This is a genomic window from Edaphosphingomonas haloaromaticamans (genome assembly GCF_001853345.1).
GTDB classification, from domain to species: domain Bacteria; phylum Pseudomonadota; class Alphaproteobacteria; order Sphingomonadales; family Sphingomonadaceae; genus Sphingomonas_E; species Sphingomonas_E fennica.
Genome location: NZ_MIPT01000001.1, coordinates 2,480,966 through 2,494,846, shown reverse-complemented (window position 1 = coordinate 2,494,846; position 13,881 = coordinate 2,480,966). Strand labels below are relative to the sequence as shown.

Sequence of the window (13,881 nt, the reverse complement as noted above, 5' to 3'; positions counted from 1 at the left end):
TCGGAAAGGCGCTGGCGGGCAAGGCCGCTGTCGGCTAACGGACCGCGATGGCCGGAGGCTTCGACATTGTGGCGCTGATCGTCGCCGCCGGAAAAGGCGAGCGCGCGGGCGGCGGCCTGCCCAAGCAATATCGGCCGATCGGGGGCAAGCCGATGCTGGCCCACGCCATCCAGGCTTTCAGCCGGCATCCGGCGATCGACCGCATCCAGCTGGTGATCGGGGCGGGACAGGAAGCGCTTTGCGCGGAGGCGATGGCGGCGAGCGGAGCGCCGCCGGCCCTCTTCCTTCCGTTGGTGACGGGCGGAGCCACCCGCCGCGAATCGGTGATGCGCGGACTGGAGGCGATCGGGAAAGCCCGGCTGGTGATGATCCATGATGCGGCGCGCCCTTTCCTGCCCGCCGTGGTGATCGACCGGCTGGTCGCGGCCCTCGGCGGGGCGGAGGGCGCGGTGCCCGCCATTCCCGTCGCCGACACGCTGGCGCGCGGCGGCACGGAATTGGGCGAGGTCGTCCCGCGTGACGGGCTTGTGCGTGTCCAGACGCCGCAGAGCTTCGCCTTCGACACCATATTGGCGGCCCACCGCGCCTGGCCGGAGGAGCTGGAGGCGACCGACGATGCCCAGATCCTGCGCGCTGCCGGCCATGCCGTGGCGATCGTGGCGGGCGATCCGGCGCTGGAGAAGATCACCTTCCAGGAGGACGTCATGACGGCGGAGCAAAGGCTGGGCGCGCGCATGGTGACGCGCGTGGGCATGGGCTTCGACGTCCATGCCTTTGCGGACGATACCGACCTGTGGCTTGCGGGGATCTCCATTCCCCACAGCCGGGGGCTGGCCGGCCACAGCGATGCGGACGTGGCCCTGCATGCGATCACCGATGCGATGCTGGGCGCGATCGGCGACGGCGATATCGGCAGCCATTTCCCGCCGTCCGATCCGCAATGGCGCGGGGCCTCATCGGACCGCTTCGTCGAGCATGCGCGGGGGCTGATCGAGGCCGCGGGCGGCGTGATCGACCATGTCGACCTGACGATCATCTGCGAGGCGCCGAAGATCGGCCCGCATCGGGATGCCATGCGCGCCCGTGTCGCCGCGCTGTTGCGGCTGCCCGAACGCGGGGTTAGCATCAAGGCCACCACCACCGAACGGCTGGGCTTCACCGGCCGGGGCGAAGGCATAGCCGCGCAGGCGATCGTGACGGTGCGCGTGCCGGAAGATCGATGAATCCGAACCGGAAGGCTATCGACGTGCGCACCATCCCATCCCTGCTATGCCTGCTGGCGACGCTTGCCTCTCCGGCGGCAGCCGCGACCATGGCGAAGCAGAACGATCCGGCATCCTGCATCACGCGCCCGCAGCTGGAGGCGCTGATGACCTACGCCCTGCCTTCCGTACTGGAGGGCATGGGCAACAGATGCTCGGGCACGCTGGCGCCGAATGCCTTTCTGCGCCAGTCCGGCCCGGCGCTCGCAGAGCGTTATCGCGCGGAAAGCGAGCGGCATTGGCCGGTCGCGCGCACCGCGATGACCTCACTGATGGGGCAGGATATGGCCGGGCTGGGCGATACGACGGAAAAGGCGATGGTGACGAGCATCGTGGGCGTCGCCATAGCCGAGACGATCAAACCCAAGGATTGTGGCGACGTGAACGAAGCGGTCGAATTGCTGAGCCCCCTGCCCGCCGAGAATCTCGGCCGGCTGACGGCGATGCTGATGATATTGGGATCGAAGGACAGCGCGCCGGGGGAAAGCCCCTTCGCCATCTGCCCGGCCGCCAAGGGAGACCGCTGACATGGTGGACACCACCCTGCCCCGCGAGCTGGTGGACGCCGCGCGCCGCGTGATCGATGCCAACCGCGCGGCCGGCAAGACGATCGCGGTGGCCGAAAGCTGCACGGGCGGCCTCGTTTCCGCCGCGCTGACCGAGATACCCGGATCGTCCGACGTGTTCCTGGCCGGCTACGTGACCTATTCGAACGAGGCGAAGATCCGGATGCTGGGCGTGAGCCTGGACGTGCTGGAGACGTTCGGCGCGGTTTCGATCGCGGTGGCCTGGGGCATGGCGCGCGGCGCGCTGGAACGGGCGGAAGCCGACGTCGCCGTCGCCATCACCGGCATTGCCGGCCCCGATGGCGGCAGCGAGAAGAAACCGGTGGGGACCGTGGTTTTCGCCCGCGCCGAAAAGGGCGGCGACGCCAATGACGTGACCGCCGATGCGCATGAGTTCGGCGATCTGGGCCGGGGCGGCATCCGCCTTCAGGCGGCGCTGGTCGCGCTCGACCTGCTGATGCCGGATGCGTCGGTGCCGTAAAGCTCTGCGGCGCGCTGTTCGAACGCGCCGATCATCTTGCGCAGCGCGCGATCGAAGACCTGGCCGGCCAGCATCTCGAAGATCGCCGAGCGGAAGGCGAAATCCACCGAGAAATCCAGCATCGTGCCGCCCTGCCCGTCCGGCCGGAACGTCCAGTCGTTGTGCAGATATTTCAGCGGGCCATCGACATATTCGACGCGGATCGATTCGGGCCGCTTCTTGTGGACCAGCGAGGTGAAATTCTCCCGCAGGCCCTTGAAGCCGACCACGAGGTCCGCGACCATTTCCGCTTCGCTGTCCGAACGGACGCGGACGGCGGCCACCCAGGGCAGGAATTCCTGATAGCGCGGCACATCGGCCACCAGCTCGAAAAGCTGCTCGGGCGAATAAGGCAGGTGCCGGGTTTCGCTATGCTTTGGCAAGCTGGGCCTCGCGGGCGGCGCGGAGCTTCGCGAAATCGTCCCCGGCATGGTAGCTCGACCGGGTGAGCGGGCTGGAGGCGACCAGCAGGAAGCCCTTGGCCCGCGCGATCGCCGCATAGGCCGAGAAAGTCTGCGGCGTCACGAATTCGGCCACCTTGGCGTGGCGTGGCGTGGGCTGCAGATACTGGCCGATGGTGAGGAAATCGATGTTGGCGGAACGCATGTCGTCCATCACCTGATGGATTTCCATCCGCTCCTCCCCCAGGCCGACCATCACGCCGGACTTGGTGAAGATCGACGGGTCGAGCCGCTTTACCGTCTCCAGCAGGCGCAGCGACGCATAATAACGCGCGCCGGGGCGGATCGTCGGATAGAGCCTGGGGACGGTTTCGAGATTGTGGTTATAGACGTCCGGCCGCGCGGCGATGATCGATTCGAGCGCGGCATCCGCCTTGTTGCGGAAATCCGGCGTCAGGATTTCGATCGTCGTGGACGGCGTGGTGCGGCGAAGCGCCTCGATCACCTTCACGAACTGCGATGCGCCGCCGTCCGGCAGGTCGTCGCGGTCCACCGAGGTGATGACGATATGTTCGAGCCCAAGCTCGGCCGCCGCGTCCGCCACGTGCTGCGGCTCCAGCGGGTCGACCGCGCGGGGCATGCCCGTCTTCACGTTGCAGAAGGCGCAGGCCCGGGTGCAGGTATCGCCCAGGATCATCACCGTCGCATGCTTCTTCGTCCAGCATTCGCCGATATTGGGGCAGGCCGCCTCCTCGCACACGGTGGCGAGGTTCAGCCGCCGCATGAGCTGGCGGGTCTGGGAGAAAGCCTCGCCGATCGGCGCGCGGACGCGGATCCAGTCCGGCTTGCGGGTGCGGGGCGAGGCGGGGGAAGCGAGCGGCTCGGTCATGATTGGCCAGATAGCGATGCGAAGCGCGACTTGCCAGCCCCGACATCCTGCCGCTACGGCACGGGCATGAGCGACTTCCAGAACATGATCGAAGGCTATCGCCGCTTCAAGGCCGGCGAATGGTCCCGCGAGCGCGCCCGCTGGGCGGAACTGGCCGAAGGGCAGAGCCCCAAGGTGCTGGTGATCGCCTGCTCCGACAGCCGCGTCGATCCGACTCGAATCTTCGATACCTCGCCGGGCGAGATGTTCGTCGTCCGCAATGTCGCCAATCTGGTGCCGCCCATGGAAACGGGCGGCGGCCATCATGGCGTGTCGGCGGCGCTGGAATTCGCCGTCACCCAGCTCGAGGTGTCGGAGATCGTGGTGATGGGCCACGGCGCCTGCGGCGGCTGCTCGGCATCGCTGAGCCAGAAATTCAAGGATATGCGCCCCGGCGAGGGCGGCTTCATCGCCGACTGGATCGATATGCTGCGCCCGGCGCGGGATGCGGTAGTGGCCGTGCACGGCACCGACGGACCGGCGGCGCACCGGGCGATGGAAGAGGCCGCCGTGAAGGTCAGCCTCGACAATCTGCGCACCTTCCCCTGCATCGTGGAACGCGAGCGCGAGGGGCGGCTGCGGCTGCACGGTGCCTATTTCGCCATCGCGGACGGCGTGCTCCATGTGATGGACCCCGACAGCGGCGAGTTCCACCCGGCCTGACATCCGGCCGGGCTCTCACCCGGAACGGGATCGGCGACCGCGACGTTCCTTCCTTTCGACAGGGGAAGGAGGAACGAGGATGCATTTGAGGATTCCCATCGCCGCCCTGCTGGCGTTCGCGGGCGGTGCCGCCGTCGCGCAGACCGCCCCTGCCCCGCAAACCGCCGCGGAAAAAGCCGCCGATGCGCAGGAGGTGCCGGTAACGCGCGGGCTCAATGCCCGGGAGGACAGCCAAGCCTCGGCCCAGCAGGCGGCTTCCGAGGCCGTCCAGGCGCAATATGAGGCGGACATGGCCGCCTATCGCACGTCGGTGCAGGCTCATGCGCAGGCCGTGGCGCAGGACGAGGCCCGCTTCGCCCGGCAGCAGCGCGCCTATGCCGATGCCATGGCGGCCTGGCGCGAGCAGAAGCGGGATTGCGATCACGGCGTGCTGAAGGCCTGCAAGAAGCCGACGCCGAATCCCTCCGATTTCTATTGAGGATTTCTCGGTCCCGCCCGTCGAGGAGGGATGGCGCGGCCGTCCGTTCCGGCCCCTTTGGCCGAATCGTCCGAGCCGCGCCTGCCGTTCTTCAGCGCGTCAGCTTCTTGTAGGCGAGCCGGGTCGGACGATCGGCGGCGTCGCCCAGGCGGCGGCGTTTATCCTCCTCATAGGCTTCGAAATTGCCTTCGAACCATTCGACGTGGCTGTCGCCCTCGAACGCCAGGATATGGGTCGCCAGGCGATCGAGGAAGAAGCGATCGTGGCTGATGACCACGGCGCAGCCGGCGAAATTCTCCAGCGCCTCTTCCAGCGCGCGCAGCGTCTCGACGTCGAGGTCGTTGGTCGGTTCGTCGAGCAGCAGCACGTTGCCGCCCTGCTTCAGCATCTTGGCCATGTGGACGCGGTTGCGCTCACCGCCCGAAAGCTGGCCGACCTTCTTTTGCTGGTCCGGCCCCTTGAAGTTGAAGGCGCCGACATAGGCGCGCGTCGACATCTCGAACTTGCCGACCGTCATCAGGTCATGCCCGCCGGACACTTCCTCCCAGACATTCTTGTTGGCGTCGAGCGCGTCGCGTGACTGGTCGACATAGCCGAGCTTCACGGTGGGGCCGACGTCGATCTCGCCCGAATCGGGCTTTTCCTGGCCGGTGATGAGGCGGAACAGGGTGGACTTGCCGGCGCCGTTCGGGCCGATCACGCCGACGATGCCGCCCGGCGGCAGCGTGAAGCTGAGATCCTCGAACAGCAGCTTGTCGCCATAGGCCTTGGTGAGGTTCTTCGCCTCGATCACCTTGCCGCCGAGGCGCTCCGGCGTCTGGATGACGATCTGGGCCTTGCCCGGCGCGCGGGCATTCTGCTTCTCGACGAGCTCGTCGAACGCGCGGATACGGGCCTTGGACTTGGACTGGCGCGCCTTGGGCGTCTGCCGGATCCACTCCAGCTCTTCCTTGATCGCCTTCTGGCGGCCGGCTTCCTCGCGCTCTTCCTGCTCCATCCGCTTGGCCTTGGCTTCCAGCCAGGCGGAATAATTGCCCTCGAACGGGAGGCCACGGCCGCGATCGAGCTCCAGCACCCAGCCCACGACATTGTCGAGGAAGTAGCGATCGTGGGTGACGAGGATGACGTTGCCCGGATATTCGATCAGATGCTGTTCCAGCCACTGCACGCTTTCCGCGTCCAGGTGGTTGGTCGGTTCGTCGAGCAGCAGGATATCGGGCTTTTCGAGCAGCAGGCGGCAAAGCGCGATGCGGCGCTTCTCACCACCGGAAAGGCTGTCCACCGCCCAGTCGCCCGGTGGGCAGCGCAGCGCTTCCATCGCGATTTCGAGCTGGTTGTCGAGCGTCCAGCCGTCCACCGCGTCGATCTTCTCCTGCAACTCGCCCATCTCGGCGAGCAGGGCATCGAAATCGGCATCCTCGGGCGGATCGCCCATCAGGTTCGAGATTTCGTTGAACCGGTCGATCATGTCGGCGACGGGGCGCACGCCGTCCATGACGTTTTCCTTGACCGTCTTGGCCGGATCGAGCTGCGGCTCCTGCGGCAGATAGCCGACGCGGATGCCTTCGGCCGCCCAGGCCTCGCCCGAGAAATCGGTGTCGATGCCGGCCATCACCTTCATCAGCGTCGATTTGCCGGCGCCGTTGACGCCGATGATCGCGATCTTCGTGCCGGGGAGGAACTGCAGGTGGATATTATTGAAAATCGGCTTGTTCGCGCCGGGGAAGGTCTTGGTGAGACCCTTCATGACGTAGCTGTACTGCACGGCCATCGGCTGTGATCTCCGGAAAAAACGGTCGAGGCTGAAAAAATCCCGCCGCACCTAGCCCAGCGCCGGGCACTTGGCAAACCGGTGCGACAGCCCGGCGTCACCCTTGGGGCAATCCCTCGGCATGTCGGGATATTTTACAGCATATGGGAGGCGGGGTGGCCGGTATCAAGCCGCAGAGCCAGTGGCATGAGAGTTGCTTTCCGGTTGGCCGGTCCTTTGGGGACGCGAAGGCATGGCGCGGCTGCTTCACGCAGGATCGCAGCAAGGCCCGGTAGGGGCCTCGGCATCGGGGGGCGAGCCGAGGCCCCTATTGTTTTGCGGCGGATGTTCCGCCACTTGGGCAGGATCAGCATCTCCAGGGGAGCATCCACCTTCATGCGCCTGCCAGCAGCGATCCTTGCCGCAACCTTCCTTGCCACCCCAGCCCTTGCGCAGACCATGGATGTCGCGGCCCTCCGCGACGCCGCCCTCAAGGACGATATCGCCTGGTCGATCACCGAGGGCCTTACCACCGAGGTCGGCCAGCGGCTTGCCGGCACCGAGGCGGAAGCGCGCGCGCGGAATTGGGCGGTCGTCCGTCTCAACGCCCTGGGCTTCAGCAATCCGCGGATCGAGCCGTTCCAGATGCCGGTCTGGGTGCGCGGCGAGGAAAGCGCGGAGATCGTCTCCCCCTTCCCCCAGAAGCTGGTGCTGGCCGCGCTGGGCAATAGCGGCGCCACGCCCGCCGGCGGCATCACCGCCGAAATCGCGGCCTTCCCTACCCTCGCCGCGCTCGAAGCCGCGCCGGAGGCCCAGGTCCGCGGCAAGATCGTGTTCGTCGATCACGCCATGGGCGCGACGCAGGACGGATCGAGCTATGGCGCGTTCGGCGTCACCCGGCGCAAGGGCCCCTCGATCGCCAGCAGGAAGGGGGCGGCCGCGATCATCATCCGGTCGATCGGCACCGATTTCCACCGCAATCCGCATACCGGCGTCCAGAGCTGGACGGATGGCGTCAAGCCGATCCCGGCCGCCGCCCTCACGCTGCCCGATGCCGAACAGCTCAAGCGCATCCTTGCGCGCGGCAAGCCGGTGACGATGAAACTGGTGCTGACCCCGAAGAATATCGGCCCGCGCGAATCCGGCAATGTGATGGCCGAAGTGCCCGGCCGCGATCCCAAGGCCGGGATCGTGCTGGTCGGATGCCATCTCGATAGCTGGGATCTAGGCACCGGCGCCATCGACGACGCCTCCGGCTGCGGCATCGTGACCGCCGCCGCCAAGCGCGTGATGGATGCCGGCACGCCGCTGCGGACGATTCGGGTGGTATGGTTCGGCGCCGAGGAGGTCGGGCTGCTGGGCGGGACCGCCTATCGGAACGCGCATATCAATGAAAAGCATGCGGTTCTGGCCGAATCCGATTTCGGCGCCGATCGCATCTACCGCTTCCAGACCTATGTGAACCAGGCGGCCATGCCCGTGGTCGCCAGGCTGGCGCAGGCGCTGGAGCCGATCGGCGTGGCCAAGGGAAGCAACACGGCGCGCGGCGGATCGGATATCGCCCCGCTGGCGGCCACGGGCGTGCCCGTGATCTCGCTGAGCCAGGACGGCAGCCGCTATTTCGACCTGCACCACACGCCCGACGATACGCTCGACAAGATCGACCGAATCCAGCTTTCGCAGAACGTGGCGGCATGGACCGCGATGATCGCGACGGTGGCGAATGACCCCACGGAACTGGGGCCGGTGGCGCCCACCGAAGGAGAGTAAATCATCAAAATGACTTGTGCGATGCGGCGCAAGACGGCAGAAAACACGCGACCCTCGCTGAATTTGGCGTTGACGACGACGGGGGCGACGCTATGGGGGCCGCCGGGACGGCGTTCGGGCCGGCCTCTGATAAAGAACTATGGGAGCTGCTCGAATGAAGAAGCTTAGCTTTGTTCTCGCTGCCACCGGCCTGATTGCCCTGGCCGCGTGCAACAAGTCGCCGACTGAAACGGCGGTCGAGAATGTCGCGGATAACGCTGTCGAAGCCATCGAGGCGACCGCCGACAACGCGACCGCGGCGATCGAGAACACCAGCGACAACGCTGCGGCGGCTGTCGAGAACGCTGCCGACAACGCTTCGGCTGTTGTCGAGAACGCCACGAACGCGATGTAATTCGCGCCGCGCCCGGTTCGCTGGGCGTGTGGCAAGAGCGGGCGCCTCCTTCCGGGGGCGCCCGTTTTGCATTCGGCGGCCGGCCTCCGGCGCCGTTGCCTCCCTCTCCCTTCAGCTGGCGGGCGATCCGCTTTCCCGGCGGGCTTGCGGCCGGATGAAGACGTGGGTGACTTCGGGATGCGCGGCGGCGGTTCGCGCCTCGATCTCCGCCACGGCGCGCTCGATCTCCCGCGTGGTGAGGTCGTCGTCGAAATCGAGGCTGATCGCGGCCGTCACCTGATCGGGCGCCATGTGCAGCGTCAGCACCTCATTGACCGCGCAGACGCCGGGCTGGGCCTTGGCCAGGGCGGCGATCGATCCGCTGAGCGCCGGGCTTGCCCGCTCGCCGATCAGCAGCCCCTTGCTCTCGCGCGCCAGGAGCAGCGCCACCACCGCCAGCACCCCGCCGATCAGGATCGATCCGACGCCGTCCAGCCGGGGATCGCCCGTCACCAGGGCAAGCGTGATGAAGATGGCGGCGATCACGATGCCGATCATCGCCGCGCTGTCCTCGAACAGGACCGCGAAGGTGGAAGGGTCCTTGCTGCGGCGGATCGCCGCCCACCAGCCGTCGCCGCCCTTGGTCCGGGAAAATTCGCGCATCGCGACCGTCCAGGACGACGCTTCGAAGACGAACGCGATCGCCAGCACGATATAGTTGATCACCGGGGAGGACATGGTTTCCGGCCGGCGGATGTGGATCAGCCCTTCATAGATCGATACCCCCGCGCCGCCCGCGAAGATCAGCAGCGCGACGATGAAGCTCCAGAAGTAAAGCTCCCGCCCATAGCCGAAGGGGTGGATGATATCGGGCTCGCGCTTCGATTGCCTGATCCCGTAGAGCAGCAGCCACTGGTTGCCGGTATCGACCAGCGAATGCACGCCTTCCGTCAGCATGGAGGAGCTGCCGGTAAAGGTGGCGGCGATGAATTTGGCGATCGCGATGCCGAGATTGCCGGCAAGAGCCGCGTAGATGACCTTTTTGCCGCCGCTCGCCATCCGCCCACCCGATCGCTGCCTGTCGGTCCGTTCCCGGAAAGCCCAACCCTCGCGGCGGGCCGCATGTTCCCCGGCGGGTGGAACCCCGGCCCTATTGCCGACATTTTGATGTCGGATAGTATCAGCCCGATCGGCGCGGCGAGGAGCTTGGAATGAAGATCGCAGATATCGTCAGGCCTGTCGGCTATCCGATCCTTCTGGCCGCCCTGGCATCCGCCTGGCAGGCCGATGCGCGGCCGGCCCAGCAGGATGGCGGCAACGATGTGGAGGAAACCGCCAAGAAGGCCGGGCAGATCGCCACCCAGCCGGTGCGCGACGTGGGCGTGGACAAGAAGGATATTCCGCCCGCGCTCGCCGATGCGGTGCTGGCCCCTTATGCGATGGGCGGCCTCAAGACCTGCAAGCAGATATCCACCGCGATCGGCGCGCTTACCGAGCATCTCGGCCCCGATTTCAAGGGCGGCGAGCCCAAGCGCGAGAACAAGGCCGGCAAGCTGGCCGAAGCGGGCGGCAAGACGGTGGTGAACGCCTTCATCCCCTTCCGGGGCCTGGTGCGGGAGATATCGGGGGCGGCGCCGGCCGAGCGGCGCTATGCGGTCGCGGTCGATGCCGGGCTGGCGCGGCGCGGTTTCCTTCGCGGCCTCTATACGGCGCGCAACTGCAAGCCGGCCCTCCCCTGATCGCAGCAAGGTCGCGAAAAGGATGATGGATATTTCCGCCAGCTAAGGCGTTCGACTGCCGCACGACTCGGCTGTGATCCGCCGTCGTGATGGAAATGAAACGCTAGAAGCCATGGGTGCGAGGCACCGGTTCATTCATTTCGATCGAGAAGGGATGACATCATGAAGACGCTTCTGTTTGTCGCGACCTTGTCTCTATTCGGCGCCGGGGCGGCCTATGCGGCCCCGCAGACCACGGATGCTCCCCCGGCGGATGCCGCCGCACCGGCCGCCACGGCGGACGCCAATGTGCCGCTATGTTCCCGAACCGTGCGGGACAAGTGCATGAACCCTTCGGAGGCCCGGCACCACAAGGCCACGCATGGCAAGGCGAAGAAAACGGCGGCCAAGAAGAAGTAAGGACGGAACTCGTGACCGGGGGGCCGTCGCCCATGGCGATGGTCCCCCGGTCATGTTCAGCGGTCGAGCGGATGGCCCTGGGGCCAAAATGCGCTTTCCCTTATGAGGTTATCGGCCTTTCGTGGCCGATCCGGCAGCGCTGTGCGCGGCGGAGGCCGGGCATTTGACGAACTTGCCCCTGGCATCATGGCAGCTTTGCTTGGCCGCCGCCGCGGGCTTGGGGCAGGTTATGAACTTGCCGTGCGCATCCCGGCAGGAAGCCGCATCCGCGGCCGCGCCCGAAAGGCCGAGCACGAGGCCCGCCGCGAGAAGATGATATGCCTTCATCGGATACTCCCTCGATTACATCCCCCCCATCGCAGAGGATGCGCCCCGATGCCGGACCGGCCGATGGCGTCGGAATGAAGCTTTGGTAATGCGTCGCGGCACGCCCGGTCAGGCGACCAAGGCGAGGCTGGCACGGCGCGCGGCGCTTCTCGAGCTGCCGCCGACAAGGGTCTGCAGGTCGATCAGGGCGCGGGCCAGCCCCACGCCATGGGCGCTCGCGATATAGCGCGGCTCCCAGCGCGGGGCGAACTTGTCCTTGTAGGATCGCAGCCCTTCGAACCCGTAGAAGGCATCGCCGTGGCGGTAGAGGAAGGTGCCGGCGCGGGCCCACATCGGGGCCAGCCGCCGCGCCTCTATCCCGGCAAGGGGGGCAAGGCCCAGGCTGAACCAGCGATAACCCCGATCCCGCCCCCATTTCATCAGCTGGACGAACAGGAAATCCATCGTCCCGTAGGGCATCGTCGCCACATGCCGCATCAGATCAACGGAAAGCTCCTCCCGGTTGGATGTGGCCCAGATATTGGCGAAGGCGACGATGCGGCCGGCATGGCGGACGACGGCGCAATCGAAGCGGGCGAGATAGGCCGGATCGAAGCGGCCGACCGAGAAGGCTTTCTCCATATTCCCCTTCTCGGCAAGCCAGGCATCGGAAACCGCGCGCAGCTCCGCCATCGCGGCGGGCACTTCGGCCGCCGGGAGGATGGCGAATTCGGCGCCTTCCCGCGCGGCCCGGCGCTCGGCATGGCGCAGGCCCTTCATGTCGGGCCCGTCCAGCGCGAAATCCGGCAGGAACACGCGCGCCTCCTCGCCATATTTGACGAGCTGGAGACCGAGATCGATGGCGAGCGGCACGCAATCCATCGATATCTGATAGAGCATGAGGCGCCCCTGCGCGGCGTCCGCCATCTCTCGGATCCGCCACACCAGCTCGGGCCATTCGCCTTGCGGGCCGACGGGATCGCCCATGACGATCCAGCTCTGCCCCTGCACCTGATACATCAGCAGCGCCTGTCCCGTGGCGGAAAACAGGAAGCGCTTGTCCCCGGTGAAGGCCAGCATCGCCTCGGTGCGGGCGCTGGCGGAAATGGCGAGCGCGGCATCGGCGCCGTCGGACCGCCGATCGGCCGGCGGATGGACATATTGGAAGAGCTGGAGCACCGCCGCCGCCGCCAGCACGACGGCCATGGCGAAGCTCGCCCGGAGGAAGCGCGAGGCATCCCCGTTCCAGGCGAACTGCCACCAGAGATCGCTCTGATAGGCGACATGCTTGTAGGAAAAGAAACCGATCCAGGTGGAAAGCCCGACCGCCAGCAGGATGGCGATGATCGCGCGGGGCGAGGCGATCGCGGTCGTGAGCGCGGTGCGCCGGTAGAAGGCCTTGCGCGATAGCTGGAGCAGCGCGGCGATCGCGAGGAGGATCACGGCCTCCTCATAATCCACCCCCTTCGCCAGGGAAAAGGCCGCCCCCGCAAGCAGCAGCGCGCGGCAAAGGTGGAAGGCGCCGTCCAGCCGGCGATAGAGGCCGGGCGCGATCAGCAGCAGGCCGGTGCCGGCGAGGCTGGCGGCGATATGCGAGGCTTCGACGAAGGGCAGCGGCAATAATGCCCGAAGCTCGTGAAGGCGGGCCGGAACCGCCGGCAACGCTCCCGAGATCAGCAGCACCACGCCGCCGATGAAGGTTATCGCGGCGAGAAGCGAGGGCGCGATGCCGTGCAGGACGAACTGCACCGCGCCCATGGCCGCGGCGACGGGGCGGCCGATCTGGCGCCGTTCGTGGACGACCAGCAATGCGGCGGCGACCATCAGTGGCGCCAGATAATAGATGATCCGATACATGATGAGCGCCGCCAGCAGCGACGGCGGCGCGATTTCGGGCAACGCGGCGAGGATGACGGCTTCGAACACCCCTACCCCACCCGGCACATGGCTGAGCAGGCTGGCGATGATCGCCACCGTATAAGCGAGGAAGAAGAGCGGAAACTGGTGGAGGCCGGCGCCGGGGACCAGGACCAGCAGCGCCCCGCTCGCCGCCGCGAGATCGAGCGCGGCGATGGCGATCTGCGCGATCGCCTGGCCGGGGCTCGGATGGGGGAAGCTCCAGCGGAATAGGCGGACGGACCGGCTTTCGCCGCGCAGCTTCCAGATCAGCACCAGCCCCGCGGCGATGATCGTCGCGCCGGCGCAGCGCTGCGCGAAGGGGGACAAGGTGAATATCCCCAGGTCGAGCGCCATCGGATGCGCGACCAGCGCCACCGCCGCCATCGCCACCACGCCCATCCAGAAGGTGATGCTGGCGGTCGCGATGACGCGGACGATCTCGCCCGCGTCCAACCCCGCGCTGCGATAGACCCGGTATCGCGCCGATCCGCCGGTGAGCAGCGCGAAGCCGAAATTGTGGCTGAGCGTATAGCTGGCGAGCGAGGCGAGCGCGGCGGTGCGATAGGGAAGCGGCCGGCCGATGATCCTGAGCGCCAGCACGTCATAGAGCGTCAGCATGAAATAGCTGGCCGCCGTCAGCAGGACGGAGGCTGCGATCTGCCCGGCCCCGAGCGCACGGAAGGCGACGATCACCTGATGGGGGCGGACCTCGGCCAGCAATCCGTGCAATGCCGCCAGCCCGGCCGCCGCGAGCAGGACGATGGCCGCGATCTTCAGGGCCAGCCCGTATCGCTGGGCGAACCGGCGGGCTGTGGCGAGCATCCGGT

General features: G+C 67.1%; 15 protein-coding genes. 9 read left to right on the top strand and 6 right to left on the bottom strand.

Translation table 11 applies throughout. From position 1 onward, the window contains the following. The first annotated feature begins 47 nt into the window (after window positions 1–47). The 3 genes from BHE75_RS11525 to BHE75_RS11515 are packed head-to-tail and all read left to right on the top strand — an operon-like array spanning window position 48 to window position 2,309. Window positions 48–1,223, top strand: coding sequence for a bifunctional 2-C-methyl-D-erythritol 4-phosphate cytidylyltransferase/2-C-methyl-D-erythritol 2,4-cyclodiphosphate synthase (locus BHE75_RS11525; RefSeq protein WP_070933949.1), 1,176 nt, complete (start codon window positions 48–50; stop codon window positions 1,221–1,223). Beyond that, a complete protein-coding gene (locus BHE75_RS11520) occupies window positions 1,220–1,789 on the top strand; it encodes a hypothetical protein (protein ID WP_070933948.1) in 570 nt (189 codons plus the stop codon). Before BHE75_RS11525 ends, BHE75_RS11520 begins: the two co-directional genes overlap by 4 nt. 1 nt (window position 1,790) lies before the next feature. Continuing rightward, window positions 1,791–2,309 (top strand): CinA family protein, encoded by a 519-nt coding sequence (locus tag BHE75_RS11515; RefSeq protein WP_015456972.1) that lies wholly within the window; start codon window positions 1,791–1,793, stop codon window positions 2,307–2,309. Here the strand turns inward: BHE75_RS11515 and BHE75_RS11510 are convergent. Both BHE75_RS11510 and lipA read right to left on the bottom strand, forming a co-directional pair. Continuing rightward, a complete protein-coding gene (locus BHE75_RS11510) occupies window positions 2,255–2,731 on the bottom strand; it encodes a type II toxin-antitoxin system RatA family toxin (protein ID WP_015456971.1) in 477 nt (158 codons plus the stop codon). The genes BHE75_RS11515 and BHE75_RS11510 overlap by 55 nt on opposite strands. After that, window positions 2,718–3,638: a lipoyl synthase gene (gene lipA / locus BHE75_RS11505; protein ID WP_015456970.1), complete on the bottom strand. Its 921-nt coding sequence runs from the start codon at window positions 3,636–3,638 to the stop codon at window positions 2,718–2,720. Before lipA ends, BHE75_RS11510 begins: the two co-directional genes overlap by 14 nt. 66 nt (window positions 3,639–3,704) lie before the next feature. Between lipA and BHE75_RS11500 the strand changes: the two genes are divergently transcribed. After that, window positions 3,705–4,340, top strand: coding sequence for a carbonic anhydrase (locus BHE75_RS11500; RefSeq protein ID WP_070933947.1), 636 nt, complete (start codon window positions 3,705–3,707; stop codon window positions 4,338–4,340). Window positions 4,341–4,419: 79 nt separating this feature from the next. Continuing rightward, window positions 4,420–4,818 carry a hypothetical protein gene (locus BHE75_RS11495; protein WP_070933946.1) on the top strand — a complete coding sequence of 133 codons (399 nt, stop codon included), beginning with the start codon at window positions 4,420–4,422 and terminating at the stop codon, window positions 4,816–4,818. A 91-nt stretch (window positions 4,819–4,909) separates the two neighbouring features. On the opposite strand, the gene ettA is transcribed toward BHE75_RS11495, so the two are convergent. Beyond that, window positions 4,910–6,589, bottom strand: a complete 1,680-nt coding sequence (gene ettA, locus BHE75_RS11490) for an energy-dependent translational throttle protein EttA (protein WP_015456967.1) — start codon at window positions 6,587–6,589, stop codon at window positions 4,910–4,912. Between the two features lie 375 nt (window positions 6,590–6,964). Between ettA and BHE75_RS11485 the strand changes: the two genes are divergently transcribed. After that, a complete protein-coding gene (locus tag BHE75_RS11485) occupies window positions 6,965–8,338 on the top strand; it encodes a M28 family peptidase (RefSeq protein ID WP_015456966.1) in 1,374 nt (457 codons plus the stop codon). A 154-nt stretch (window positions 8,339–8,492) separates the two neighbouring features. After that, window positions 8,493–8,732, top strand: a complete 240-nt coding sequence (locus tag BHE75_RS11480) for a hypothetical protein (RefSeq protein ID WP_015456965.1) — start codon at window positions 8,493–8,495, stop codon at window positions 8,730–8,732. 111 nt (window positions 8,733–8,843) lie between these two features. Here BHE75_RS11480 and BHE75_RS11475 read toward each other — a convergent pair whose 3' ends face one another. After that, window positions 8,844–9,770 (bottom strand): cation diffusion facilitator family transporter, encoded by a 927-nt coding sequence (locus tag BHE75_RS11475; RefSeq protein WP_070933945.1) that lies wholly within the window; start codon window positions 9,768–9,770, stop codon window positions 8,844–8,846. Window positions 9,771–9,922: 152 nt separating this feature from the next. On the opposite strand from BHE75_RS11475, the gene BHE75_RS11470 reads away from it, so the two are divergent. Continuing rightward, window positions 9,923–10,450, top strand: a complete 528-nt coding sequence (locus BHE75_RS11470; RefSeq protein WP_015456963.1) for a hypothetical protein — start codon at window positions 9,923–9,925, stop codon at window positions 10,448–10,450. 162 nt (window positions 10,451–10,612) lie between these two features. Then, a complete protein-coding gene (locus BHE75_RS11465; protein ID WP_015456962.1) occupies window positions 10,613–10,849 on the top strand; it encodes a hypothetical protein in 237 nt (78 codons plus the stop codon). Window positions 10,850–10,957: 108 nt separating this feature from the next. On the opposite strand, the gene BHE75_RS11460 is transcribed toward BHE75_RS11465, so the two are convergent. After that, window positions 10,958–11,176 carry a hypothetical protein gene (locus BHE75_RS11460; RefSeq protein ID WP_070933944.1) on the bottom strand — a complete coding sequence of 73 codons (219 nt, stop codon included), beginning with the start codon at window positions 11,174–11,176 and terminating at the stop codon, window positions 10,958–10,960. A gap of 108 nt (window positions 11,177–11,284) precedes the next feature. Beyond that, a complete protein-coding gene (gene mprF / locus BHE75_RS11455) occupies window positions 11,285–13,876 on the bottom strand; it encodes a bifunctional lysylphosphatidylglycerol flippase/synthetase MprF (protein ID WP_070933943.1) in 2,592 nt (863 codons plus the stop codon). Between the last annotated feature and the right edge of the window lie 5 nt (window positions 13,877–13,881).

Excerpts from the sequence above, each read along its gene's own strand:
- BHE75_RS11460 (WP_070933944.1), bottom strand. The coding sequence starts at position 11,176 with ATGAAGGCATATCATCTTCTCGCGGCGGGCCTCGTGCTCGGCCTTTCG.
- mprF (WP_070933943.1), bottom strand. The coding sequence starts at position 13,876 with ATGCTCGCCACAGCCCGCCGGTTCGCCCAGCGATACGGGCTGGCCCTG.
- BHE75_RS11480 (WP_015456965.1), top strand. The coding sequence starts at position 8,493 with ATGAAGAAGCTTAGCTTTGTTCTCGCTGCCACCGGCCTGATTGCCCTG.
- BHE75_RS11500 (WP_070933947.1), top strand. The coding sequence starts at position 3,705 with ATGAGCGACTTCCAGAACATGATCGAAGGCTATCGCCGCTTCAAGGCC.
- BHE75_RS11525 (WP_070933949.1), top strand. The coding sequence starts at position 48 with ATGGCCGGAGGCTTCGACATTGTGGCGCTGATCGTCGCCGCCGGAAAA.
- lipA (WP_015456970.1), bottom strand. The coding sequence starts at position 3,638 with ATGACCGAGCCGCTCGCTTCCCCCGCCTCGCCCCGCACCCGCAAGCCG.
- BHE75_RS11470 (WP_015456963.1), top strand. The coding sequence starts at position 9,923 with ATGAAGATCGCAGATATCGTCAGGCCTGTCGGCTATCCGATCCTTCTG.
- BHE75_RS11475 (WP_070933945.1), bottom strand. The coding sequence starts at position 9,770 with ATGGCGAGCGGCGGCAAAAAGGTCATCTACGCGGCTCTTGCCGGCAAT.
- BHE75_RS11515 (WP_015456972.1), top strand. The coding sequence starts at position 1,791 with ATGGTGGACACCACCCTGCCCCGCGAGCTGGTGGACGCCGCGCGCCGC.
- BHE75_RS11520 (WP_070933948.1), top strand. The coding sequence starts at position 1,220 with ATGAATCCGAACCGGAAGGCTATCGACGTGCGCACCATCCCATCCCTG.
- BHE75_RS11465 (WP_015456962.1), top strand. The coding sequence starts at position 10,613 with ATGAAGACGCTTCTGTTTGTCGCGACCTTGTCTCTATTCGGCGCCGGG.
- ettA (WP_015456967.1), bottom strand. The coding sequence starts at position 6,589 with ATGGCCGTGCAGTACAGCTACGTCATGAAGGGTCTCACCAAGACCTTC.
- BHE75_RS11495 (WP_070933946.1), top strand. The coding sequence starts at position 4,420 with ATGCATTTGAGGATTCCCATCGCCGCCCTGCTGGCGTTCGCGGGCGGT.
- BHE75_RS11485 (WP_015456966.1), top strand. The coding sequence starts at position 6,965 with ATGCGCCTGCCAGCAGCGATCCTTGCCGCAACCTTCCTTGCCACCCCA.